Source organism: Streptomyces sp. NPDC008001 (assembly GCF_042958085.1).
Taxonomy (GTDB): Bacteria; Actinomycetota; Actinomycetes; order Streptomycetales; family Streptomycetaceae; genus Streptomyces.
Genome location: NZ_JBIBIZ010000001.1, coordinates 283,006 through 306,447, shown reverse-complemented (window position 1 = coordinate 306,447; position 23,442 = coordinate 283,006). Strand labels below are relative to the sequence as shown.

General features: G+C 74.5%; 21 protein-coding genes. 12 read left to right on the top strand and 9 right to left on the bottom strand.

The genetic code is table 11. The annotated features are described in order from the left end of the window. Positions 1–306: 306 nt before the first annotated feature. Complete coding sequence (locus ACFZCD_RS01345) at positions 307–615, top strand: hypothetical protein (RefSeq protein WP_391826625.1); 309 nt, start codon at positions 307–309, stop codon at positions 613–615. 9 nt (positions 616–624) lie between these two features. Here the strand turns inward: ACFZCD_RS01345 and ACFZCD_RS01340 are convergent, their stop codons facing one another. Further along, complete coding sequence (locus tag ACFZCD_RS01340; RefSeq protein WP_391826623.1) at positions 625–1,881, bottom strand: alpha/beta hydrolase; 1,257 nt, start codon at positions 1,879–1,881, stop codon at positions 625–627. Between the two features lie 175 nt (positions 1,882–2,056). On the opposite strand from ACFZCD_RS01340, the gene ACFZCD_RS01335 reads away from it, so the two are divergent. Continuing rightward, on the top strand, positions 2,057–3,154 hold the full coding sequence (locus ACFZCD_RS01335; protein ID WP_391826621.1) for an ArsR family transcriptional regulator: 1,098 nt from the start codon (positions 2,057–2,059) through the stop codon (positions 3,152–3,154). Here ACFZCD_RS01335 and ACFZCD_RS01330 read toward each other — a convergent pair. Then, complete coding sequence (locus ACFZCD_RS01330) at positions 3,041–4,324, bottom strand: MFS transporter (protein ID WP_391826619.1); 1,284 nt, start codon at positions 4,322–4,324, stop codon at positions 3,041–3,043. The two genes, ACFZCD_RS01335 and ACFZCD_RS01330, sit on opposite strands and share 114 nt — an antisense overlap. Before the next feature lie 131 nt (positions 4,325–4,455). Then, the gene (locus ACFZCD_RS01325) at positions 4,456–5,025 is read right to left on the bottom strand and encodes a helix-turn-helix domain-containing protein (RefSeq protein ID WP_391826617.1); all 570 of its coding nucleotides are present in this window, start codon (positions 5,023–5,025) and stop codon (positions 4,456–4,458) included. A 110-nt stretch (positions 5,026–5,135) separates the two neighbouring features. Between ACFZCD_RS01325 and ACFZCD_RS01320 the strand changes: the two genes are divergently transcribed. Next, positions 5,136–5,996, top strand: coding sequence for a class I SAM-dependent methyltransferase (locus tag ACFZCD_RS01320; RefSeq protein ID WP_391826615.1), 861 nt, complete (start codon positions 5,136–5,138; stop codon positions 5,994–5,996). A 71-nt stretch (positions 5,997–6,067) separates the two neighbouring features. Here ACFZCD_RS01320 and ACFZCD_RS01315 read toward each other — a convergent pair whose 3' ends face one another. Beyond that, positions 6,068–6,859 carry an alpha/beta fold hydrolase gene (locus tag ACFZCD_RS01315; protein WP_391826613.1) on the bottom strand — a complete coding sequence of 264 codons (792 nt, stop codon included), beginning with the start codon at positions 6,857–6,859 and terminating at the stop codon, positions 6,068–6,070. 198 nt (positions 6,860–7,057) lie between these two features. Here ACFZCD_RS01315 and ACFZCD_RS01310 point away from each other — a divergent pair, with 198 nt between their 5' ends. Then, a complete protein-coding gene (locus tag ACFZCD_RS01310) occupies positions 7,058–7,945 on the top strand; it encodes an endonuclease/exonuclease/phosphatase family protein (RefSeq protein ID WP_391826611.1) in 888 nt (295 codons plus the stop codon). Positions 7,946–7,966: 21 nt separating this feature from the next. Here the strand turns inward: ACFZCD_RS01310 and ACFZCD_RS01305 are convergent, their stop codons facing one another. Next, complete coding sequence (locus tag ACFZCD_RS01305) at positions 7,967–8,446, bottom strand: DUF2867 domain-containing protein (protein ID WP_391826609.1); 480 nt, start codon at positions 8,444–8,446, stop codon at positions 7,967–7,969. Positions 8,447–8,626: 180 nt separating this feature from the next. Here ACFZCD_RS01305 and ACFZCD_RS01300 point away from each other — a divergent pair, with 180 nt between their 5' ends. Both ACFZCD_RS01300 and ACFZCD_RS01295 read left to right on the top strand, forming a co-directional pair. Then, positions 8,627–9,331 (top strand): DUF4142 domain-containing protein, encoded by a 705-nt coding sequence (locus ACFZCD_RS01300; RefSeq protein WP_391826607.1) that lies wholly within the window; start codon positions 8,627–8,629, stop codon positions 9,329–9,331. Positions 9,332–9,337: 6 nt separating this feature from the next. Beyond that, on the top strand, positions 9,338–10,822 hold the full coding sequence (locus tag ACFZCD_RS01295) for a DUF1996 domain-containing protein (RefSeq protein ID WP_391826605.1): 1,485 nt from the start codon (positions 9,338–9,340) through the stop codon (positions 10,820–10,822). A 682-nt stretch (positions 10,823–11,504) separates the two neighbouring features. Here ACFZCD_RS01295 and ACFZCD_RS01290 read toward each other — a convergent pair. Then, on the bottom strand, positions 11,505–12,587 hold the full coding sequence (locus tag ACFZCD_RS01290; protein WP_391826603.1) for a PucR family transcriptional regulator: 1,083 nt from the start codon (positions 12,585–12,587) through the stop codon (positions 11,505–11,507). Positions 12,588–13,123: 536 nt separating this feature from the next. Between ACFZCD_RS01290 and ACFZCD_RS01285 the strand changes: the two genes are divergently transcribed. The 3 genes from ACFZCD_RS01285 to ACFZCD_RS01275 all read left to right on the top strand — a co-directional run bounded on the left by ACFZCD_RS01285 (position 13,124) and on the right by ACFZCD_RS01275 (position 16,402). Next, the gene (locus ACFZCD_RS01285; protein WP_391826601.1) at positions 13,124–13,765 is read left to right on the top strand and encodes a hypothetical protein; all 642 of its coding nucleotides are present in this window, start codon (positions 13,124–13,126) and stop codon (positions 13,763–13,765) included. Continuing rightward, a complete protein-coding gene (locus ACFZCD_RS01280) occupies positions 13,762–15,279 on the top strand; it encodes an NADH-ubiquinone oxidoreductase-F iron-sulfur binding region domain-containing protein (protein WP_391826599.1) in 1,518 nt (505 codons plus the stop codon). Before ACFZCD_RS01285 ends, ACFZCD_RS01280 begins: the two co-directional genes overlap by 4 nt. A gap of 124 nt (positions 15,280–15,403) precedes the next feature. Further along, positions 15,404–16,402, top strand: coding sequence for an SCO0930 family lipoprotein (locus ACFZCD_RS01275; protein WP_391826597.1), 999 nt, complete (start codon positions 15,404–15,406; stop codon positions 16,400–16,402). A 381-nt stretch (positions 16,403–16,783) separates the two neighbouring features. Here the strand turns inward: ACFZCD_RS01275 and ACFZCD_RS01270 are convergent, their stop codons facing one another. Together ACFZCD_RS01270 and ACFZCD_RS01265 are read right to left on the bottom strand one after the other, a co-directional pair. Beyond that, complete coding sequence (locus tag ACFZCD_RS01270; protein ID WP_391826595.1) at positions 16,784–17,506, bottom strand: hypothetical protein; 723 nt, start codon at positions 17,504–17,506, stop codon at positions 16,784–16,786. Continuing rightward, positions 17,503–18,087 carry an RNA polymerase sigma factor gene (locus ACFZCD_RS01265; protein ID WP_391826593.1) on the bottom strand — a complete coding sequence of 195 codons (585 nt, stop codon included), beginning with the start codon at positions 18,085–18,087 and terminating at the stop codon, positions 17,503–17,505. The genes ACFZCD_RS01270 and ACFZCD_RS01265 overlap by 4 nt, the downstream gene beginning before the upstream one ends. Positions 18,088–18,578: 491 nt before the next feature. On the opposite strand from ACFZCD_RS01265, the gene ACFZCD_RS01260 reads away from it, so the two are divergent. Further along, positions 18,579–20,108: a glycoside hydrolase family 47 protein gene (locus tag ACFZCD_RS01260; protein ID WP_391826591.1), complete on the top strand. Its 1,530-nt coding sequence runs from the start codon at positions 18,579–18,581 to the stop codon at positions 20,106–20,108. Between the two features lie 58 nt (positions 20,109–20,166). Here the strand turns inward: ACFZCD_RS01260 and ACFZCD_RS01255 are convergent, their stop codons facing one another. Further along, positions 20,167–20,823 carry a hypothetical protein gene (locus ACFZCD_RS01255; RefSeq protein WP_391826589.1) on the bottom strand — a complete coding sequence of 219 codons (657 nt, stop codon included), beginning with the start codon at positions 20,821–20,823 and terminating at the stop codon, positions 20,167–20,169. A gap of 254 nt (positions 20,824–21,077) precedes the next feature. Here ACFZCD_RS01255 and tdh point away from each other — a divergent pair, with 254 nt between their 5' ends. Then, positions 21,078–22,106 carry an L-threonine 3-dehydrogenase gene (gene tdh, locus ACFZCD_RS01250; RefSeq protein WP_391826587.1) on the top strand — a complete coding sequence of 343 codons (1,029 nt, stop codon included), beginning with the start codon at positions 21,078–21,080 and terminating at the stop codon, positions 22,104–22,106. A 76-nt stretch (positions 22,107–22,182) separates the two neighbouring features. After that, positions 22,183–23,382 carry a glycine C-acetyltransferase gene (locus ACFZCD_RS01245; protein WP_391826585.1) on the top strand — a complete coding sequence of 400 codons (1,200 nt, stop codon included), beginning with the start codon at positions 22,183–22,185 and terminating at the stop codon, positions 23,380–23,382. Positions 23,383–23,442 lie beyond the last annotated feature (60 nt).

Here is a 23,442-nt window from a genome sequence, read left to right as displayed (position 1 = left end):
GCGGGGCGGGCGCGCGCGCGGGCGCGGCCGCGCGCGGGGCGGCCCCCCCCCCCCCCCCCCCCCCCGGCGGCCTCCTTGCCGTGAGCCCCCGCCCCGGCTCCGCCCGCCGGCCCGGCAAGGCGGGGCCCACACGCCGCCTCCACGCACGGTGTTCCTCCGCGCTCGCCCGGGCCGCCGCACACACGGAGGAGGACGGCGCCCGCGCCCGGCGTCCCGCCGGGACGCGGCCGGCGCCGGTGGCCGCCCGGACGCGCTCGTCCTCGCGTGCCGCGCCGCTCTGATGCTGGGCGAGGCCGTCCCGGGCCCGTGCCGGAGCTGCTCGCACTCGTCGAGCTCGTCGCCGACAACTACGTCCGCGCCCGCACCCATGCCGAGCAGGGGCTCGCGAGCGCCGTCGCCGCAGGGCGGCACAACACCGCAGCGCAGTTGCGCGGCACGCTGGCCATGGCCGCGGCGATGCGCGGGGACGCCGCCGCCTGCCGCGACCACGCCCGGACCGCACTCGGCACGGCGCAGCCCCATGGGCTGATGGTGCCCGCCCTGCCGGCCACCTGGAGCCTGGGCCGGCTGGACCTCGCCCAGCAGCGCCCGCGGGCGGCCCCGCGCGAGGCCTGAGGCACCGGCTCAGGCAGGCGCCGGAAGGTGCCGGGCGAAGAACGAGCGCACGTGGTGGCGTACCGCCGGCACCGCCGCGGCCGGGTCCGCCGGGCCCACCATCGACGCCCGGTCGGTGGGCGTCATCAGCCCGGCGGTCTGCAACTGCGGTGCCAGGGCCGCGTAGTCGGTGAACACCCAGTGCGCGGCCCGGTCGAGCTGCCCGCGGCAGGCGCGTCCCCCCGAGCGGGCGAGTACCGCCGCCCAGGAGCGCTCCAGCGCCCTGCGGTCCGGGAAGCCGTCCGTCCCCAGCAGGAGCAGCGGCCGGTCCGTCCCGTACCGGGCGACGGGGTACAACTCGCCGTCCCTGCCGGGTGCCTCCGGCGCGCGGTCCAGGTAGCCCTCCAGGTTGACGGCCGCGCCGATGCGCCGGTCCTCGTACATCGCCTGCGCGACGGCCGTCCCGCCCGCGGAGTGGCCGTAGGCACCGGTCTTCCGCAGGTCCAGGGCCCGGCCGAGGCCCTCGGGCAGGGGGTGGCCCGCCGCGTCCGGGTTCCGTCCGGCCGCCAGGGCTTCCAGCTGGTCCAGGACGAACCGGAGGTCCGCGATCCGGGTGCCGATCAGGGTGCGGAAGAGGCCCGGGTCCGTTCTCGGGTCCTGGCGCAGCACCGTCGGGCGGATGGTGTCCCGGCCGGTCATGGGGACCGGGAACTCCACCTCGCAGGCGTCGCCGGGGTGGTCGACGGTCACCACCACCCGGCCGTGGCTCGCCAGTTCCTCCGCGAGGCCGGTGCCCATGGTGCGCGGGTCTCCGCCTCCCGGGCTGTACAGCAGGACCGGCCACCGGCGTGCGGCCTGTGCGGGGGCGCCCGTGTGCGCATGGGTCATGGTGGCCGCCCAGTCCACGCCCGAAGCGGGCAGCTGCGGGTGGGTCCTGCGGCCGTTCGCGCCGAAGTCGGCGGCGGCGCCCGCGGTCATCTGGGGTGCGCGCGGGCAGCCGCGTACGCTGCGGGCCGGGTAGAACACCGTGATCATCACCTCGCGGACGGGGATCGACGGCTCCAGCGGGTCGCGCCGGGAGCGGTCGGCCAGGTAGAGGGTGGTGATCCCGGTCCGGTACGGGCCCGTCGGCGCCGGAAGCCGCAGGGTGAGCCCGTCCCCGGTCCCCGGCGTCCGCGCGGCGGCCCGGCCGCCGGTGCCGCCCGCGAGCAGCACCCCCGCGGTGGCCGCCAGGGCCGAGGTGGTGACGGTCCGCCGGCTGATGCGGCGGCTCTGACGTTCGAGCATGGTTCTCCCCTTGCGGCGTGGTGATGCCGGTCCTGGTGGTGGGTGCCTTGTGCCGGCCGGTGGTCGTCTGCGTGAATGCCGGGGGCACGACCTGCAGGTTCGCGCCCGGCGGGGAGCCCGGTCGAAGGTTCAGGCCCTGCCCGAAACGATGGCGCGACGCCCGGCGAGGAGCACAGTGATCCGGATCCGTTTCACGGCCGACGACTTCGCGCGGGTCCGGTTCGCGCCCCGGCCCGCGCCGCTGCAGGCGCTCAACACGGCCTTCATGATGCTGTTCCGTGGTGGCGAGCCCCTGCCCTTCGGCCGCTGGAGGCAACGGCTGCTGCGTTCCCTGCCGGCCGCCGCCGAGCCTTTGGGGGATCTGGTGCCCGGGGCCGACGCCCCGCTCTTCCTCGACGAGTTCGGCGACCCGTCGGAGGACGGTCCGGAGGCGGGGGCGGAGCGCCTGCGGGCCGCTCCCCCGGACCTGGTCCGCTCCGAGCTGGAGCGCGTGTACGCGGGGCACCCGGCCCCGCCGCCGGCGTGGGTCCGCGGCCTGCACCGGGGCGACGCCGGTGCCTGGCAGGTCCTGCGGCGCGCCCAGCAGGCGGCGTTCGAGACGGCCGTGCGGCCGGTGTGGCCCCTCGTGCAGGACCTGCACCGGGCGGAGTTCACCCGCCACGCCCTGGCCGTGGCCGAGCACGGCGTCGGCGCGGCCCTCGCCGCGCTCGTGCCTGGCAGCCGCCTGTGCGGGGACGCCTGGGAGCTCCCGGCGCCCGGCGAGCGGGAGGTCGCGCTGAACGGCCGGGGCCTGCTGGTCCTGCCCACGTTCCACTGGACCGGCCATCCGCTCGTCGCCGAGCCGCCCGGCGGGGCCGTCGCCCTGACCTACGCGGCCGGCCCGGGACTGCCGCTCTCCCCCGCCGGGACGGGCTCCACGGACGAGGCCCTGGCCGGCGTCCTCGGGCGGACCCGCGTGGACGCGCTGCTCGTGCTCGCGGAGGAGCACACCACGAGCGGCCTGGCCCGGCGGCTCGGCGTCAGCAACGCCACCGCGTCCGCCCACGCCGCCGCGCTGCGCGGCGCGGGCCTGGTCACCACGGCCCGGGCGGGGCGGGCGGTGTTGCACCGGCGCACGGAGCTGGGGAGCCTGCTGGTCCGCGGGGCGCGGCCGCCCGCCCTACGGCTGGGGCGCGCGGGCGTCGTAGCGGGCGAAGCCTCGCCACTGCACGGCGATGAGCGCGATCGCGGCCAGGCAGGCGAGCCCGCCGCCGACGACCGCCCAGGCGGGTGAGGCGAGGTCCGCGGCGGATCCCGCGAGGAAGTCGCCCAGCCGCGGCCCGCCCGCGACCACGACGATGAAGACGCCCTGGAGGCGGCCGCGCATGTCGTCGGGGGTGGCCGCCTGGAGCATGGTGGTGCGGAAGACCGCCGAGATGCTGTCGGCGACTCCGGCGAGCGCGAGGAAGAGCAGGCCGAGCCAGAGGTTGCGGCTCAGGCCGAACACGGTGACGGCGGTGCCCCAGCCCGCCACGGACAGCAGCACGGCGAGCCCGTGCCGGTGGATGCGGCCGAGCCATCCGGAGAACAGCCCGCCCAGCACGGCACCCACGGCGGGGGCGGCCACCAGCAGGCCGACGGTCTTCGTGTCCCCTCCGTACCAGAGGCCCGCTATGGCCGGGAACAGCGCTCTGGGCTGGGCCAGCACCATGGCGGCCAGGTCGGCGAGGAACGTGATGCGCACGTTGGGGCGGGTGACGAGGAAGCGCAGGCCGCCGCGGACGGAGGCGCGGCCCTGCCCCGGTTCCCCGCCGGCCGGCACGGTCTTCTCGGGGCGCATCGAGGGCAGCCGCCACATTGCGTACAGGGCGGCCGAGAACGCGGCGACGTCGATCAGGTAGGCGGCCTGGAAGCCCCAGAGCCCGACGACGGCGCCGCCGAGCATGGGCCCGCCCATGAGCCCGAGGTTGGTGGTCAGGGAGGACAGGGCGTTCGCCGCGGGCAGCTGCTCCGGGGGCAGGAGCCTGGGGATCATGGCGCTGCGGGCCGGGCTGTTCATGGCGAAGCAGACCGACTGCAGGGCGACGACCGCGTAGAGCAGCCAGACCTGCCGCAGGCCCAGCAGCGCGGCGGCGGCCAGGGCGACGGACAGCAGCGTCGCGCCGGCGGAGGTGGCCAGGCCGAGGGTCCGGCGGTCGACGGTGTCGGCGACGGCTCCCCCGTACAGGCCGGCGGCGACCAGCGGGACGAGGGAGAACAGGCCGACCAGGCCCACGGAGAAGGTGGAGCCCGTGATCGCGTAGACCTGCAGGGAGACCGCGAGGGCCGTCATCTGCTGACCCACCCAGGACACGGTGTTCCCGGCCCACAGGCGGCGGAAGTCCGCGGAGCGGCGCAGCGGTGTGATGTCGGCGAGGAAGCGGGGGCGCTGCGCGGGGCGGGCAACGGGCGGAGCTTCGGGCACGGGGCGTCTCCGGGGACGGCTGAGGGACGGCAGGGGTCGGCAGTCCACAACATCGCCAAGGAGGTCCGTGTACGGCAACAGTATTTTGAGTGAGTGTCAGGTCGGGGCGGCCCGGGCCGCGCGGGGCCCGGTCAGGTCCCGGCCGCAGGCTTGGCGCGGACGTGCATCCGTTCGCCCTGGGGGCCGAAGAGGCTGATGATCTCCACCGGGGCGTCCCCGGTGCTGCCGAACCAGTGCGGCAGGCGGGTGTCGAACTCGGCGGCCTCTCCCGCCTGCAGCACGACGTCGTGGTCGGCGAGCACCATCCGGAGCCGGCCGCTGAGCACGTACAGCCACTCGTAGCCCTCGTGCGTGCGCGGCTCGGGGGTGCAGCGCGTGGCGCCGATGACCATCTTGAAGGCCTGCAGCCCGCCCGGCTGCTGGGTCAGCGGCACCACCGTCGAATCCCCGTGCCGCACCGGCTTCAGGCGCACGCGCGGGTCACCGACCGGCGGCGCGCCGACCAGCTCGTCGAGGGGCACCTGGTGGGCGTGCGCGATCGGCAGCAGCAGCTCCAGGCTCGGCTTGCGCTGCCCGGACTCCAGCCGGGACAGCGTGCTGACCGAGATCCCGGTGGTCTCCGACAGCGCGGCGAGCGTGCACTGGCGCTGCCGGCGGATGCGCTTGAGCCGCGGTCCGACGGCGGCGAGGACTTCTTCCATCCCCCTATTGCAGAAATGGCAACAAAGTTTGTCAAGAATGCCGGTCCGGCCGCACGGTCTGTGCCAGGCGGCACGCGAACCGCCGCAGGTGACGACAAGGAGCCGATGAGATGAACGACTTCGACTGGGCCGCACTGGCCGGCATGCTGGAGCTCGAGGGCGAGGCGCACAGCCCCTACGTGCAGCAGGCCTTCGAGGAGTTGGAGCGGCTGGTTCCGGCGCCGCGGCGGATCCTGGACATCGGCAGCGGGCCGGGGGTCGCGGCCTGCCGGCTCGCGTCGGTGTTCCCCGGCGCCGAGGTCGTCGCGGTGGACGGGGCGCCGGAGCTGCTGGCCCTCGCCGAGGAGCGGGCCCGGCGGTCCGGCGTGCGGCTGCGGACCCGGGCGGCCGCGTTCCCGGAGGGGCTCACCGGCCTCGGGCCGGCGGACCTGGTGTGGACCGGCCAGGTGGTGCACCACGTCGGCGACCAGCAGGACGCCCTGAACCGGCTGGCCGGGCTGCTCGCGCCGGGCGGCGTCCTGGCCGCCGTCGAGGGCGGGCTGCCGGCGCGGTGCCTGCCGCGCGACCCCGGCTTCGGGCGCCCGGACCTGCAGAGCCGGCTGGACGCGGCGATGGCGGAGCGGTTCAGCAGGATGCGGGCCGAACTGCCCGGATCCGTGGCGGTGACCGAGGACTGGCCCGGCATGCTGCGGGCCGCGGGCCTGACCGAGGTGCACAGCCGGACCTTCCTCGTGGACCGCCCCGCGCCCCTGGACGAAGGGACGCGCAGGTTCGTGCGGCGGATGCTGGAGCGGCAGCGCTCGATCGCCGAGGCGGTGCTGGACGCCGGGGACGTGACGACGCTGGACCGGCTGCTCGACCCGGCCGACCCGGCGGGGGTCGACCGCCGTCCGGATCTGTTCCTGCTGGTCGCGAAGACGGTGCACTTCGGCCGGCGGCCGCGGAGCGGGGCGGAGCCGGCAGGGGCCTGACCCCGGGCCGCCCCGGGTTCCCCCGGCTCACCCGGCTCGTCTCCGGCTCGCCCCGGTTCACCCGGCTCGCGTCACGCCGTCGTGCCGTCGTGCTCGGCGAGGAAGTCCAGGACCAGCGGGCTCGCCACGGCCCGGAACTCCTCGAAGTAGGCGTGCCGCGCACCGGGGATCAGGTGCAGCCGGGCGCCCGGGATGCGGTCCGCGAGGAGGCGCGCGTTCGCGGCGGGGTTGAGGAGGTCGTCGCTGCCGTGCACCACCAGCGTGGGCGCGGAGATGCCGGGCAGCGCCTCCCACGCGTCGTGCCCGTTGCTCGCGGCCAGGTGCCGGCGCCGGGCGTACGCGGGCATGGCGGGGTCGCCCAGCACGCGGGACGGGCCGCCGTGGGCGGCGGGCCAGGCCGGGGTGTACATCAAGGCGCGCAGGGCCTGCCCGGCCGCGGCGCCCGGCCGGGCCAGGGACCTGCGGACGCCGTCTCCGCGCTCGACCGCGTGCCGGCCGCCCGGTGACGTGCAGCCGAGGACCAGCGCACCGACCCGCTCCGGGTGCCGGACGGCGAGCTGCTGGGCGACGCGCCCTCCCATGGAGGTGCCGTAGACGTGGGCGCGGCCGATGCCGAGGTCGTCCAGGACGGCGATCACGTCCTGCGCGAACCCCTCGGTGCTGTAGGGCTCGTCGGGCTTGTCGCTCTCGCCCGTACCCCGGTAGTCGAGGGTGACGGTGCGGTGGGCGGCCCGGAAGTCGTCGCGGACGCCGTCCCACCAGTGGTGGCTGTTGGCCTGGCCGGCCAGCAGGACGAGCGGGGAGCCGTCCCCCTTGTGCTGGTAGGCGATACGGATTCCGTCCGCGGTCTCGGCATGCGGCACTGCGCGTCCTTCCGGCCGTGACGCCGTCGGGTGACGGTCGGACACAGTAAGCACCAGAGGTGCCGGGGATCGCAGTGACCCGGATCACGGGAGCGCACGAGGGCGGGCGGCAGTGTCCTTGCCCGTGCGGCTGCGGGCCGGGAGGATCGCCTGGACGTTCCGGGCCTTCCCGGCCCGGCTCCCCGACCAGGAGGCACCATGCCTGCCCCTGTTCCGCGCCCGCCGCTGAGCCGCCGCGGCGGGCCCCGGCCCACCGCCGTCACGCCCGTCACCGCGAGAATCCCCGCCGCCTCCGGTACGGAGGGCCGGTGGGGACTGCGCGTGATGACGTTCAACCTGCGGTACGCCTCGGAGGACGATCCCCATCCGTGGTCGCAGCGCCGGCCGGTGATGCGGCGGCTGCTGCGCCGCGAGAGACCCCACGTGCTGGGGACCCAGGAGGGCTTGCACCGGCAGCTGCGCGACATCGCCGAGGACCTCGGCCCGCGCTACGCGTGGCTCGGGCTGGGCCGGCACGGCGGCAGCCACGACGAGTTCGGGGCCGTCTTCTACGACACGCTGCGGGTCGGCCCCGAGGAGTTCGACCACTTCTGGCTCTCCGCCACCCCGGCCCTGATCGGCTCGGCCACCTGGGGGAACACCATCGTCCGCATGGCGAGCTGGATCCGCTTCGCCGACCGGCACACCGGCGCGGGCTTCTACCTCCTCAACACCCACCTCGACCACGCCCACCAGTACGCACGGGAGCGCAGCGCGGACCTGATCGCCGAGCGGCTGCGGGCCCTGGACCCGGCCCTCCCCCGCATCGTCACCGGCGACTTCAACGTCCCCGCCCACGGCAACCCCGTCTACGACGCGCTGCTCCGCGGCGGGGACCTGACCGACACCTGGGACACCGCCGCCGAACGCGGCCCGCAGTACGCGACGTTCCACGGATACCGGCCGCTGGTCCCGGACGGGGACCGCATCGACTGGATTCTGGCGTCCCCGTCGGTGCGCACCGTGCGGGCCGGCATCAACACCTACTCCGAGGAGGGCCGCTTCCCGAGCGACCACCTGCCGGTGCAGGCCCTCGTCGAGCTGTGAGCCGAGCTGTGAGAGGGCGGGTCAGCCGCGGGCGGCGGACCGGGCCGCGCGGGTGAGCAGGCGGGGGACCATCGCGTGGTGGACCGGCGCCGCGGCGCCCCAGAGGACGCCGCCCGTGCGCCGCTCGAAGCGCACGAGGGTGGTCCACACGACCCTCGTGCCGTCCGTCACGACGACGTTGCGCGCGGCCATCAGGCGCGAGCGGGCGTCGAGGGTGACCGACCCGGCCCCGGAGTCCGAGACGAGCCAGCCGAGGACGTGACCGGGCGAGGGCCTCGGGCCCAGACCGAGGCCCAGGACGCCCGACCAGCCCGCCACGAGCAGGCGTCTCAGGGGCGCCGGAGCTCCCTCGAAGACGGCTCGCGCCCACTGCTCCGGCGTCAGGGACGGCGCGCCGGGAGCGGTGAGCTCGAAGGCGGACGCGTAGCCGGGGGCGGCGAACTCACCGACGCCCGGGACATCGTGCGGGACGCTAACGCGCCGGACACGTGAAGTGGTCATACGGCGGGGCTCCTTCGGCATCGGCTGATGTGAACATTCCGTGCGCGCGCGGAACGGTAGCAGCGCGGGGCGGCCCGGGACGGGGGTTTGTCACCGGGGGCGAATCCTTCTCCGCCGCGTTCTTCCGGCGGTTAGCGTCCGTGGGCATTCCGGCAGCCGAGTTCCAGCGAAGTAGGTGCCATGCGATCGGTACGTCCCCTGCGATCCGTACGCCCCTTGCGGTCCGTGTCCTCCCTGCGGGCGCTGTCGCCCGTGTCCCGGCGGACCCTCGGCACCGGGCTCATCGTCTGCTCGCTCGCCGCGACCCTGCTGGCGCTGCTGATTCCCGTGTACCTCTTCGGCGGTGCCGGGACCGCGGCGGCCAGTGCCCGCACCGCGTGGACCGACGACGGCGAGGGCACCCTGCAGACGCCGTCCGGGCCGCTGACGGCGCTGGACCGGGACTTCGTCCGGCGGGTCCGGCTCGCCGGGCTCTGGGAGAAGCCGTCGGGAAAGCTCGCGCTGGAGCGCGGCACCACGGACGCCGTGAAGATGGCCGGCGAGCATCTCGTGGACGGCCACACCGAGCTCGACCAGCGGTCCGCCGACACGGCCCGGGCCCTGGGCGTGAGCCTGCCGGACCGGCCCAGCGCCGAACAGCAGGGGTGGCTCGACCAGTTGCAGGCCTCGCACGGCGCCACGTTCGACCGGCTCTTCGCGAACCTCGTGCGCACCGCCCACGGCAAGGTCTTCGGCCTGGTGGCCCTCGTCCGCGACCGCACCGGCAACGCGCTCGTGCGGGCCCTGGCGACGCGCGCCAACACCGTCGTCCTCGACCACATCACCGTCCTCGAGAACACCGGACTCGTCGACTTCCCCCACCCAGGCGACAACGAAAAGAAGTGACCCCACATGATGCGACAGGCCCACAAACGCTCGAAGTTGAGGACCCGGGCGGTGGTCGCGGCCGCGGCGCTGCTGCTCGGCGGAGGCGGTACGGCGATCGTGGCCGGCTACGCCTCGGCCGGCGGTGCGCGGGACGCCGCCGGAAGCGCCCGGCAGGGCGCCGCGCAGACGGCGATGACCCTCTCCTGCCCCGACGTCGGCGACCGGCTCCGGGACGTTCCCGCCGCCGCCCGGACCACGGTCTCCCAGGGGCTCTCCCAGCTCGACGCCCAAGTGGCCGAGGCGTACGGGAAGCTAATGGCCACCGGTGACGGCGGCGGCGGGGCCGGCGGCCATGACGCCGGCCACGGCAGCGGCCGGGACGCCGGCGCCGGTGCCGGCGCGGACACCGGCAGGGTGCTCGGCGACCTCCAGCAGAAACGCACGGAGACCATAGGCCGCATCTCCGATTCCATCCGTACGGCGGAGAGCGGCCCCGCCGCCTCCTCCGCGACCGCTTCCACGGCAGAGCTCTCCGGGCTGAGCGGCTGCCGGACCAGCGAGGTCAGCACGGCCGCGGCCGACGACTCCTCCCGCCCGCTCGGCTCCCGGCTGGGCGACCGGGGCATGCCGGGCGGCCCCTCCCGCGCCGACTTCGCCGACATCAGGAACGCCCCCGCCGCGAAGGGCACCCCCGCCGCCGGCCGTGCGGGATCCACCGGCACGTTCACGACGGTTTGCGGGCGCAATGAAAATGGTCACTTCAACCCCGACAACGTCATCGTGACGCCCGGGGTGCGCAACGGGGCGCACCACATGCACGATTATGTGGGCAATAAATCCACCGACGCATTCTCCACCGACGCGAGTCTCGCCGCGGCGGGCACGACCTGCACCAACGGGGACAAGTCGACGCACTACTGGCCCGTGCTGCGCGTCCTGAACGGAAAGGCCGCCCCCGATGCGAATGCGCCCGGCGGCGGGCACGACGGGAACATGGGCACCATCCTGCGGCCCGCGTCGGTGACCCTGCAGTTCCGGGGCAGCCCGGCGGCGAAAGTGACCGCGATGCCGCGATTTCTCCGCATCATCACCGGTGACGCCAAAGCCCTCACCAACGGGATCGCCAACGCCAATGCGTCGTGGAGTTGCGTCGGTTTCGAGAACCGGCAGCTCAAGGACAAATACCCGATCTGCCCGCGCGGCGCGGACGTCGTCCGCACCTTCGCCTTCCAGAACTGCTGGGACGGGCGCAGCACCGACAGCGCCAACCACCGCACGCACGTCGCCTTCGCCCGCGCGGACGGCTCCTGCCCCCGCGGCTTCCGGGCCATCCCGCAGCTGGTGCAGCGCATCACGTACCACGTGCCGTCGGGCGTGCCGTTCGCCGTGGACAGCTTCCCGGAGCAGCTCCACAAGCCCGTCACCGACCACGGCGACTTCATCAACGTGATGCCGGACGCGCTGATGGCCAAGGCGGCGTCCTGCATCAACACCGGCCGGACCTGCTGACACCCCGAGCCCCCGGCGCCGGGTGAGCGCCCCCCCCCACTGCTCCCCGCGCCGGGAAGGCGGCGGCCCCGAACTGCCGGATTCGGGGCCGCCGTATGCCCTTCGGGCGGATGGGGTGTCCCGGTGGCCGGCGCCGCCGGTCCTTCCGCCGGGCCCTCGCCGCGGGGGTGACGCGCCGTTGCGGCGGGGTCTTTTTGCCTGGACCGGGCGTCCGGTCGGGTGCGGTTGCCGGCCTTCCGCCAGGGGCCGGGCGTCTCGTCAGCCGGTATTGCCGGGCCTTCCGCCAGGCCTTCGCCGCTTGGGGTGACGCGCCGTTGCGGCGGGGACCTTTCGTCTGAACCGGGCGTCCGGTCGGGTGCTGTCGGCGGCCTTCCGCCCGGCTGCCGCCGCTGTGGCGTTTCGCCGCTGCGGCGGTCTCGTCCGGCCGGGCCGGACGTCTTGCCGGCCGGATTCGCCGGGCCTTCCGCCGGGTCTTCGCCGCTGGAGTGACCCGCCGTTGCGGCGGGGACTTTTCGCCTGGATCGGGCGTCCAGTCGGCTGCTGTCGGCGGCCTTCCGCCGGGCCCCCCGGCTGCTGCGGCGGGGCCCTCTCGCCTCTGGCGGCGCGGCTCGTTCGCCGCCGCGGCGTCGTCTTGCGACCGCCGCGGCGGGACATTGCCCGCCTCAGCGGCCGGCGTCCCCGTTCACAGGCCGTTGACGCGGGCCGTCCTGCCCGCCGAGCCCAGGGGCTGGACGGCCGCGCCCACTGCCCGGACGGTGCCGTGGGCCCGGGAGCGCAGGAGGCGGGCCCGGGCCAGGAGGCGGCGGCTGCGCAGGGCGAGTTCCAGTTCGAAGCGGCTGTGCGGCTCGCGCATCGCCGGACCGAAGAGCTTCTCGATCTGCCGGAGGCGGTACCGCACGGTCTGCGGGTGCACGTTGAGCGTGCGGGCCGCCTCCGGCGCGCCACCGCTCTCCAGCCAGGCCAGCAGCGTCACTTCCAGGCGCTCGCTCTGCCGTGGGGTGAGGTCGTCCAGAGGCCGCAGCCACCGCGCCGAGAGGGCCCGCGCCAGGGACTCGTCCTGCAGGACGATCAGGTCGGACAGGTGGTCGTCGACGAAGGCGATGCGTTCGCCGGGGCCGGACACCGCCGCCGAGAGGCCCAGCAGCCGCCGTGCCCAGCGCAGGGACGCGGCGGCCTCCGCGACGGGCACGGAGTGGCCGACCGCGGCCGGCCGGCCGCCCAGCGCGGCGTCCAGGGCCGCTTCGAGCACGGGCCGGGCCCGCGGCCCGGGGTCGGGGACGAGCAGGCACAGGTCGGCCTCGACCGTGCCCGGCAGGCCCTGGCCGAGGGCGGCCGCCAGCTGGGACGCGAGCTGCGGGGACGGCTGGGGCACGAGCTGGGGCGCCGGCCCGTCGCCCGTGCCGGCGCCGGCGAGGACGACGGCCCGGACGCGGCGCGGCAGCGGCCAGCCCGCCTGGCCCGCGAGCTCGGCGAGCACGTCGGCGGGGACGCACCGGTCGTCGGCGAGGGCGGCGAACAGGGTCTGGCGCGCCCGCGTGCCGGGCATGGTGGTGACGACGCGGGCCGGTTTTCGCCGCTGCTGCGGTATGCGCCGGTGCTCTACGGCCGGTGCGGGCCGCAGCCCGAGGGTCAGCAGCAGCGCCTGCTCGACGGCGGTCCGCGCCGCTTCCGTTCCGATGCGCTGGGAGACCGCCGCGAACGCCGGTGTACTGCGCTGCAGTTCCTCGACCACCTGGGCGGCGACCGCGGGGAGTTCCTTTCTCACGACCCGGGTCCACTCGCCGCGCGGCCGTGACCAGATGCGGTTCAGGATTTCGCACATCGTCTACCTCCGGACTTCCGTACCGGGCGCGAGGACCGGGAATGCCGGGAAGGGCCGCCGGCCGCTCTCGCCTGAGTGGGCATCATCAGCAGTCGGCGGCCGCCAGGGGGACAGCCGAACGGGAATTTGTCACAGCGCGATAAACCTTATGAAGATCCTGCGGAGATGGACGATGCTTCTGCACATTCGGCCGCCGGACCTCCGGTGGCCGGCCGGTCACACCGCGTGAATTCAACAAGGGCCCTCCCGGCGGACAACGCCGATGCGAGGGATTTCCGGATTTCTCAGGAACACGGGCGGTCGCCGGAAGCACCGGCAACCACCTGTCGGAGACCCGTATGCACATGTCGCGAATGCAAACCCTCCCACCGCCGCTCCGTCCGCGGCCCCGGCCCCGGGCACGGCCGCGCAGCAGGCCCCGCGGGCGGTCCCGCGCCGCCGCCGGAGGCCGCGCCACCAGGGCGCGGGGCCGGCCGCAGATGCGGCCCTCGGCCCGCCCGGCCCTGCCCGCGGCGATCCTGCTGCTCCTCGCCGTCGCCGCACAGGCGGGCGTGGCCGAACGGACGCAGGAATTCCTGGACTTCGGCGCGGGAGTGCTCGCGCTCGTCTCGCTCACCTCCACGGTGCTGTGGGGCCTGGCCGCCACCGACCGGCGGCTGCTGGGCTCGGCCCACCGCCTCCTCGCCCAGGGCGTGCACCGCGGACTGGCCGTGGCGGGGCTCGGCTTCCTCGCCCTGCACGTCTGGGTGAAGGTTGCCGAGGACCGTACCAGTACGGCGGCCGCGGCCGTTCCGTTCACCGACAACGGCCAACCGTTCCTCATCGGCCTGGGCACGATGGCGGGTTACCTCTTCCTCGCGGTGGCGGTGACGGGGGCCTTCCGCAGCGCGTTCAGCAGCGTCGGCGGCTCGCGCCAGTGGCGGGCCCTGCACATGGCGGCCTACCCGGCCTGGGGCGCGGCCCTGGTGCACGGGCTGCACGCGGGCCGGCCCGCGGCCGGCTGGGCCACGGCGGGCTACGCGCTGTGCCTGGCGGGGGTGGCCTCGGCCCTGACCCTGCGCCTGCGCGCACGGCTGCGCGAGGAACGCGCGGAACGCACCGGCCCGGGAGGCACGCCGTGAACCGCACCGCACCCGGGCCCGTGCCCGCGCTGGCCACCGTCGGACCGCCGCGGCTGCTGGCGGGCCTGGACGAGACGGCGTGGATGGACCACGAGACCCACCTGGCCGTGCACGGCCCCGTCCCCGCCCCCGGCACGGAGGAACTCGCCGGGCTCGCCGAGGAGATCGGGCTGCGCGGACGGGGCGGCGCGGGCTTCCTGTTCGCCCGCAAACTCCGCGCCGTCGCCGAGTCCCTGCGCCGCAAGGGGGCTTCCGCGTCCGTCGTCGTCAACGGCAGCGAGGGCGAGCCCGGCTGTCTCAAGGACACCGCCCTGCTGCTCTACGCACCCCACCTCGTCCTCGACGGCGCGCTGATGGCGGCGCGGGCGCTCGGCGCCCACCGCGTGGCCGTCGGCGTGACCCGGCCCGACGTCGAACGGTCGGTGCGCCGCGCCCTCGCCGAGCGCGAGCAGGAACCCGGTCCGCAGGCCGATGTGACGCTGCTGCCCGAACGCTTCGTCACCGGCGAGAGCTCCGCGCTCGTCCGCGGCATCGACGGCGGCCCGGCCCTGCCGTCCGGCCGCCGGGTCCGCACCAGCGAGAGCGGCCTCGGCGGCGCCCCCACCCTGCTCTCCAACACCGAGACGTTCGCCCAGCTCGCCGCCGCGGCACGGCTCGGGGCCGCGGGCTACGGCTCCTGCGGGCTGCCCACCGAGCCCGGCACCGTCATGCTGACCGTCGCCGGAACCCACGTCGTCGAGACGCCGACCGGCGTGCCCCTGACGTACATCCTCGACCTGTGCGGGACCGCACCGGGCCAGGGCGTGCTGGTCGGCGGCTACCACGGCAGCTGGCTGCCTCCGGACGCGGCCCGCGCGGCCACGGTCTCCCGCGACTCGCTGGCCGCGGCCGGCGGCGCCCTCGGGGCCGGGGCGGTGCTGCCGCTGCCCGAGACGACCTGTCCCGTGGGCGAAGTCGTGCGAATGGCCCGGTGGCTGGCCGCGCAGTCGGCCGGGCAGTGCGGGCCGTGCGCGCTCGGGCTGCCCTCCCTCGCGGACGCCCTCGCCGACGCGGCGGACGGCGGCGGGCAGCGCGCCCTGGACGCCGCGCGCGCCCGGATGTCCGCCGTGGAGCAGCGCGGCGCGTGCGGGCACCCCGACGGCAGCGCCCGCTTCGTGGCCTCCGCCCTCACGGTCTTCGCCGACGAGTTCGCCGCCCACGCCCTCGGGCACGGCTGCGCCCGCCCCGTGCTCGGCGCCCTGCCGCTGCCCGACGGGGCACTGCCGCACACCGCCGTGTCCGCGGCCCGTACGGACGCCTCCGCGCAGGCGCCGGCCGAGCAGCTGCTGGTCGACTGGACGCTGTGCCGGGGGCACGGCCTGTGCGCTGACCTGCTGCCGGGTCTGCTGCGGCTCGGCGAGGACGGCTACCCCGAACGGGCCGTGATGCCCCTGCCCGCCCGGATGCGCGGACGGGCCTTGCGCGCGGTACGGCGCTGCCCCGCCCTCGCCCTGCGCATCGCGGCCGCCAACTGACCGCCCCCTGCCGCTTTCTGTCACCGGATGACAAATTCCCGGACCCGCTGAGCGTACGGCGGGCCGGGCCCGTATCTCCCCTGCGACGGCGGACCACCGCCGGCACACGAACAAAGGACGGTTCATGAACAAGCTGCGTCACGCCTCCCTCGCGGGAGCGGCGATCACGGTCATGATGCTCACGGCGGCCTGCGGCGGCGGTGGCTCCTCCGCGAAGGACGACTACGGCAAGGCCCCCGCCGGGAGCTCCTCGAAGATCGGCGAGGGGTACGGGGCCGGGGGCTACGGGCCGGGCTACGGCTCCGGCTCCGGCAACTCCTCGCAACCGCAGGCCAAGAACGCCCCGGCCAAGGAGATGACGGTGCGCGAGGCCCCGGGGATCGGCTCCGTCGTCGCGGACGGCTCGGGCATGACCCTCTACCGCTTCGACAAGGACACGGCTCAGCCGCCGGCGTCCATGTGCGACGGCGACTGCGCGAAGGCGTGGCCGCCCGTACCCGCCGGTGACGCGACCGCCTCGGCCGGGATCGGGGCGGCCGTCGGGGAGGTCCAGCGCACGGACGGCACCAAGCAGCTCACCCTGGCGGGATGGCCCGTCTACCGCTACGCCAAGGACACCGCGGCGGGCGACACCAAGGGCCAGGGCGTCGGAGGCACGTGGAGCGCCTTCGCTCCCGACGGGAAGAAGGCCGGCGGCGGTAAACAGAGCGCGCCGCAGGACGGGAAGCAGGATTCCGGTGCGGGTGCCGGTGCCGCCGCCGGCGTCTCGGTCGCCGGCAACCCCGCCCTCGGCAAGATCGTCGTCGACGGCCAGGGCCGGACGCTGTACCGGTTCAACAAGGACAGCGCCTGGCCTATGAAGTTCGCCTGCACCGGCACGTGCCTGGACACCTGGAAGCCCGCCAAGCCCGTGGACAAGAGCGCGGTGAAGGGCATCCCCGACAAGCTGATCAGCACGGTCACCCGGCCCGACGGCACCGAGCAGCTGGCCGTCGACTGCTGGCCGGTCTACTGGTTCACCGGCGACAAGAAGCCCGGGGACACGGCGGGGCAGGGCAAGCAGGGGCTGTGGTTCGCGGTGAACGACCAGGGCAAGAAGGTCACCACGGCGCCGTCGAGCTGACGCAGGGACGGGCCGGCCCGGGGGCCGGCCCGTCCGTCGTCCGGCCCGGGCCGTTCGACCGCGCCGGGCCGCTGCTGAACCGGCTCCCGTCAGCGCCACAGCCACGGGCCGAGGAATTCGGCCGCGGCGGGGAGGGTGCCGCTGAGGAGGGCGCCGATGATCTGGACGCGGTGGGCGCGCGACAGCCGCGGCGGGAGGCGGCGAGGCCGCGGCCCGCCGGGCCGGCGCCCGGATGGCCGTCGCCTGCACAGCGGGGGAATCCGCAGCCGTGGGATCCGCAGCCGTGGCATACCTGGTCGGGGCATACGTGGTCCTTCGGTCGGTGTGGGCATGGCTGTGCCCTGCGGCCCGCGCCGGGTCCGCAGGGCACGGGATGGCTGGTCAGCAGCGGTGGCAGAGGAGTTCGTCGCGTTCGGCCGGGGAGGCGTCGTCGAGGTAGCCCTCGGGGATGGGCACCTGCCCGTCCCCGGAGCCGGAGGCGTTGACCTCCCGTAGGTGCGCTCTGACCGTCGGCGGCCAGGGGGCCGTCGCGGGGGCCCCGGCGTCGGGACCCTCCCAGTCCTCGTCGCACAGGAAGCCGCCGGCGTTGAGCTCCCGGTAGCAGTGGACGGCTTCGCCGGGCCGGTCGCGCAGCAGCCCCTCCAGGAAGAGGCAGTAGGCGCTGGTCGCGTCGTCGGCCCCGGCGGCGTACCGCCACCAGAACCGGGCCCCCGCCTCGCAACCGTTGAGGTAGAGGAGGCAGCCCAGCCCGCGGGCGCCCACGGGGTCGGTGGGCCGCTCGGCCTCGGCGAACTCCACCAGGCGCTGCGCCGCGCCGGGCGCCTGGGCGACCTGGCGGCACAGGTCCTTCAGATCACGGCGCAGGCGCCGCTTGAGCTTCCACAGCGTGGCGGGTCCCCGGTCGTCGACGGACTGCAGGAGCAGGTCGGCCAGTTCGGGGGAGGTGGGGACCAGCCAGTCGTGGGCCGGGCCGCGGGCGGCGCGGGCGCGGCGCCGTTCGACCTGCTCGATCCGGGCCCGCAGCAGGCGGTCGTCCTCGGCGCGCAGGTCGCCGGGGTAAGCGGGGGTGCGGATCTGCGTCCCGCGCAGGATGTGGTCGATCATCCGTGGTGGCCTTTCTCGTCAGCGGGCGGTTCACCGGCGGGCGCGTCGAGGAGTACGGCCAGGGCGCTGCGGCCGGCGGCCAGGTGGGAGCGGACGGTCGAGGGGGCGAGTCCTGTGATGTCCGCGATCTCCTCGGGGGTGTAGCCGAGGAAGTAGTGCAGGGTGATGCAGCGGTTCTGGCGCTCGGAGAGCTGGGCGACGGCCCGGTGCACTTCCATGCGCGCGGCGATCTGGTCGACTTCTTCGCTGGGGATGCCGGCGATGGGTTTGACCGTGGGCGCGAAGGCGAGGCCGGCCGGTACGCAGGGGCGGCGGTCGCGTTTTCGCAGTATGTCGGTGACGACGTCGCGGAGGATCTTGAAGGCGAAGGCGTCGGTGCTGGCGCTGGCCAGGGCGTCGTCCCAGCGCAGGTACAGCTTGAAGAGGGCCTCGTTCGCCGCTTCACGGGCGTCCTCCAGGGAGTACAGCTTGGCGTAGGACCAGTTCACGTAGGCGACCCGCTTGCGCAGTACGAAGGATTCGTAGACCACCGAGTGCTGGTCCTTGGCGGCCGTGCCCAGCACGGCGTGCCGCGCGCTCACGCCGGACCCCGGGCCGGAGCGGCGCGGAAGAGGCGGAACGGCTCGGACGGGTGAAGCGAGTGAAGCGGGTGAAGCGGGTCAGACGAGTGAGACAGGTGGAGCATTGCCGGCGGTTGGTGCACGAAGTGCTGTTCTGCTCGCCGTGCGAGGGTCGCCCCCCTGCGGCGTCCGGGCGGCGCTGTGCCGTCGAACATCACGTATTCCTACTCTTTGCGAAGAGGTGGACCAGGCCTGCTGCCCCCCAAGGACCCGGGAGAGCAACTCGCGCTCTCACCCCTTATGCCGTCACAGCTTCCCCGTACGTCCAGCCGGTCGCACAAGAATCTTGACGGAACGTAACTTCGCACGAGCGAACGATGTTCGCCCTGTCACACGGTCCGTGGAGTTCCGGGCGGGACCCGCCGCGCCTGCCGCCCGGAGCGGCGGTGCCGTCGCATACTGCGATCACGTGCCCGGGGTGGGGAACCGGTGACCAGGAGGACCTGCCCGTCATGACGTACGAACCGACCGGCGCACGGGCGTCCCGGCGCGGGCCCACGACCCGGCGCGGCCTGCTCCGCGCGCTCGCCGCCACGGGCGGGCTCGCGGCGAGCGCCTGGCCCGGCGTCCTCGCGGAGCCCGGCGGCGTCCGGCGGGCCGTGGCGCCCCCGGCCGACGAAACGCCCGGTTCCGCCTCGCGGGCCGTGCGGGCCGCGCCCGGCGCACTGCGGCGGGCGCGGCCGGACCGGGCGAAGGCACAGGAGATCCGGGCGGAGTTCCTCCACGCGTGGGAGGGGTACAAGCGGTTCGCCTGGGGGCACGACGAGGTGCAGCCCGTGTCGGGCCGGCACCGCGAGTTCTTCGCCAGGAACCACCCGGTGGGCCTGTCGATCATCGAGGCGGTCGACACGCTGCACCTGATGGAGCTCGACGCCGAGGTCGACCGCTGCGTCGGCTGGATCAAGGACCGCCTGGACTTCGACGTGGACGCCGACTTCCAGGTCTTCGAGGCCGCCATCCGGCTGGTCGGCGGCCTCCTCTCGGCCTACCTCGCCACCGGGGAGCGGGAACTGCTCCACCGCTGCACCGACCTCGCGGACCGGCTGCTGCCCGCCTTCACCGCGTCCCCCACCGGCATGCCGTACCGGTACGTCAACCTGCGCACGGGACGCGTCTCGGGCGCCACGCTGCCGGTCGCGGAGATCGGTACCAACGTGCTGGAGTTCGGGACGCTCTCGCGGCTCACCGGTGACGCCCGGTACCGGCGGGCGGCCGACGGGGCCCTGCGCGCGGTCGTCCGGCGGCGGTCGTCGCTCGACCTGCTCGCCACCCGGATGAACGTGGAGACCGGCCGGTGGGCCGACCGGGAGAGCATCGCCGTGAACCCGCCGGCGGACTCCTTCTACGAATACCTGTGGGGCGCGTGGGAGATGTTCGGCGACGCGGACTGCCGGAACTGGTTCCGGATGTTCACGGACGCCATGCGCCGCCACCAGGCGGAGCGGGTGGACGACCGGCTCTGGTTCAAACACGTCGACTTCCGCACCGGCGAGCTCATCAGCCGCCGGGCGTCCTCACTGTCCGTCGCCGTGCTGCCGGTCGGCGGGGCCAACGAACTGGCCGCGGACCACTACCGGTCCTGGACGGCCGTCCTCGACAAGTACGAGATCGTCCCCGAGGAGATCGACTACAGCAGTCTCCGGGCCCTCAGCCCGCGCAACGATCTGCGGCCCGAATACGCCAACTGCGCCTTCCAGTTGTACTGGCGGACCGGCGACCCGTACTACCGGACGACGGCGTGGCGCTACTTCCGGAACCTCAGGACGCACCACCGCGTGCCGGGCGGCTACACGGTGCTGACCGACGTCACCAAACGGCCGATGGCCAAGGGCGACCACTGCCCGGCGTACGTGTTCGCCGAGAACTTCAAGTGGCTCTACCTCACCTTCGCCGACCCTCCGCGCTTCGACTACGACCGCGGCTATCTGAGCACGGAGGGCAAGGTCCTCGCCGGCTTCCGGAAGCCGGTAAGGGGCGCGTGAGCGGTGGCGGTGACCCGTGGTGACGGCCGTGGTGGTGATGGCAGTGCCGCCAGGGCGGTCAGGGCTTCAGCTGCTGCTTCACCTCCGCGACCTGCGGGCCGGTGTCCGTGGCCGGGACCGTCCAGCGGTCGGCGCTCTTCGTGCCGTCCGTGTAGACGATCGTGCCGCCCTTGGCCTGGGCGGGCGTGAGGTCGAAGACCTTGGCGCGCACCTGGGAGGCCCCGGGCGGGATGCCGCCGGAGTGCCGGTACTTCTCCAGGACCACCCGCGCGGCGTTGTCGTTGCCCGCGGGGACGGACCGGCCGTCGGCGGCGACCCAGCGCCAGCCGCCGCCCTTCGCGGGCGCCTCCTCGTCGGCGGGGTTGGCGCTCAGCGACGCCTCCTTCAGTGTCACCACGGCGAACGTGCCGTGCTGCGGGGTCACCCGGCCGCCTTCCTTGGCGTAGACGACGGTCGTCGGGGTGATCTCCAGGATGCCGACGGTGCCCGCCCCGACGGTGCGCGAGGCCTCGCCGAACGCGAGCGCGGCCCCCTTGGCGCCGTCCGCGGCCGACGGCGGGGGCCCGGACGACGTGCCGGTGCCCGGCGATGTCTGCTGGGGCCGCTCACCGGAGCTGCTTCCCGTCGTCCCCTTCGTGTCGTCGTTGCAGGCGGTGAGGGCGAGGCAGCAGGCGGCGGTGACGGCGGCTGCGGCGGCGAGCAGGTTCTTGCGCATGGTCCCCCCAAGGCTTCGGCGCGCACCCGGACCGTACTGCCGGCGGGCCGTCCGGCGAGGGCTCTTCACCGGGCCCGTACGAACGGGGCACTTCCCTCACCGTCGCCCGTAAGGGTGATGTCCGGAAGGCCCGTGCGCACCGCATGAAGCTCTGCTGTTGCCCTGCTTAAGAAAACCTCGATGGACTTCACGGTCCCCACTCGGCACATTGGTGCGCGCAAAAGAATCATCTCCCCACGCCTGGAGCCGCAGCCATGAAGGCACTCGTCAAGCACAAGGCCGAGCCCGGGCTGTGGCTCATGGACGTCCCGGAGCCGGAGTACGGCCCCGGCGACGTCCTGATCAAGGTGCTGCGCACCGGCATCTGCGGCACCGACCTGCACATCCGCTCCTGGGACGGCTGGGCCCAGGGCGCGGTGCGCACCCCGCTGGTGCTCGGCCACGAGTTCGTCGGCGAGGTCGCGGCCGTCGGCGCGGACGTCCAGGAGATCGCGGAGGGCGACCTGGTCAGCGGCGAGGGCCACCTGGTCTGCGGCAAGTGCCGCAACTGCCTGGCCGGCCGCCGCCACCTGTGCCGCAGCACGATCGGCCTCGGCGTGGGCCGCGACGGCGCGTTCGCCGAGTACGTGGTGATGCCCGCCTCCAACGTCTGGGTGCACCGCGCGAAGGTCGACCTCGACGTCGCCGCGATCTTCGACCCGTTCGGCAACGCCGTGCACACCGCGCTCTCCTTCCCGCTGGTCGGCGAGGACGTGCTGATCACGGGCGCGGGCCCGATCGGCATCATGGCCGTGGCCGTCGCCAAGCACGCCGGCGCCCGCAACGTCGTCATCACCGATGTCAGCGAGCCGCGCCTGGAGATCGCCCGCAAGGCCGGGGCGACCCTGGCCCTCAACGTCTCCGACGCCCGGATCGCGGACGCGCAGCGTCTGCTGGGCCTGCGCGAGGGCTTCGACATCGGCCTGGAGATGTCCGGCCGTCCCGAGGCCATGCGCGACATGATCGACAACATGACGCACGGCGGCCGGATCGCCATGCTGGGCCTGCCGGCCCAGGAGTTCCCCGTCGACTGGGCGAAGATCGTCACCTCGATGATCACCGTCAAGGGCATCTACGGCCGGGAGATGTTCGAGACCTGGTACGCGATGACGGTGCTGCTGGAGGCCGGGCTCGACCTCAGCCCGGTGATCACCGGCAAGTACTCGTACAAGGACTTCGACGCGGCCTTCGACGAGGCCGCCACCGCCCGCAGCGGCAAGATCATCCTCGACTGGACCGCCTGACCCCGGTCGCACCGCCCGTCGGCCCCCGGTCGGCGGCCCCTCTTCTCCACAAGGTCTTCCGTAAGGAGTCCCCCGCATGTACGCGTCCGTCCGCGACGACCTCCGCGCCACCCTCGACGAGATCCGCGACGCCGGCCTCTTCAAGCCCGAGCGCGTGATCGGCACCCCGCAGAGCGCCTCCGTCAGCGTCACCGCCGGCGGCGCCCCCGGCGACGTCCTGAACTTCTGCGCCAACAACTACCTGGGCCTCGCCGACCACCCCGAGGTCGTCGCCGCCGCCAAGGACGCCCTCGACCGCTGGGGCTACGGCATGGCGTCGGTGCGCTTCATCTGCGGCACGCAGGACGTCCACAAGGAGCTGGAGGCGCGGCTGTCGGCGTTCCTCGGCCAGGAGGACACGATCCTCTACTCCTCCTGCTTCGACGCCAACGGCGGCGTCTTCGAGACCCTGCTCGGCGCCGAGGACGCGGTGATCTCCGACGCGCTCAACCACGCGAGCATCATCGACGGCATCCGCCTGTCCAAGGCCCGCCGCTTCCGCTACGCCAACCGCGATCTGGCCGACCTGGAGAAGCAGCTGCAGGCGGCGGCCGAGGGCGGGGCGCGCCGCAAGCTGATCGTCACCGACGGCGTCTTCTCCATGGACGGCTACGTCGCGCCGCTGCGCGAGATCTGCGACCTGGCCGACCGCTACGACGCGATGGTGATGGTCGACGACTCGCACGCCGTCGGCTTCGTCGGCGCCGGCGGCCGCGGCACCCCCGAGCTGCACGGCGTCATGGACCGCGTCGACATCATCACCGGCACCCTCGGCAAGGCCCTCGGCGGCGCCTCCGGCGGCTATGTCGCCGCCCGTGCCGAGATCGTGGCCCTGCTGCGGCAGCGCTCGCGCCCGTACCTCTTCTCCAACTCCCTCGCGCCGGTCATCGCCGCCGCCTCCCTGAAGGTCCTCGACCTGCTGGAGTCCGCGGGCGACCTGCGGGAGAAGCTGAAGGCCAACACCGAGCTGTTCCGCACGAAGATGACCGAGGCGGGCTTCGAGATCCTGCCCGGCGACCACGCCATCGCCCCCGTCATGATCGGTGACGCGGCGGAGGCCGGCCGGATGGCGGAGCTGCTGCTGGAGCGCGGCGTCTACGTCATCGGCTTCTCCTACCCGGTGGTGCCGATGGGCGCGGCCCGGATCCGGGTCCAGCTGTCCGCGGCGCACTCCACCGCGGACGTGGAGCGGGCCGTCGCCGCGTTCATCGACGCGCGCAAGGCGCTGCGGGGCTGACACCCCGGTCTCCCGGTGGGGGCCCGGCCCGGGCCCCCACCGGGGTTACCAGCCGTTCCT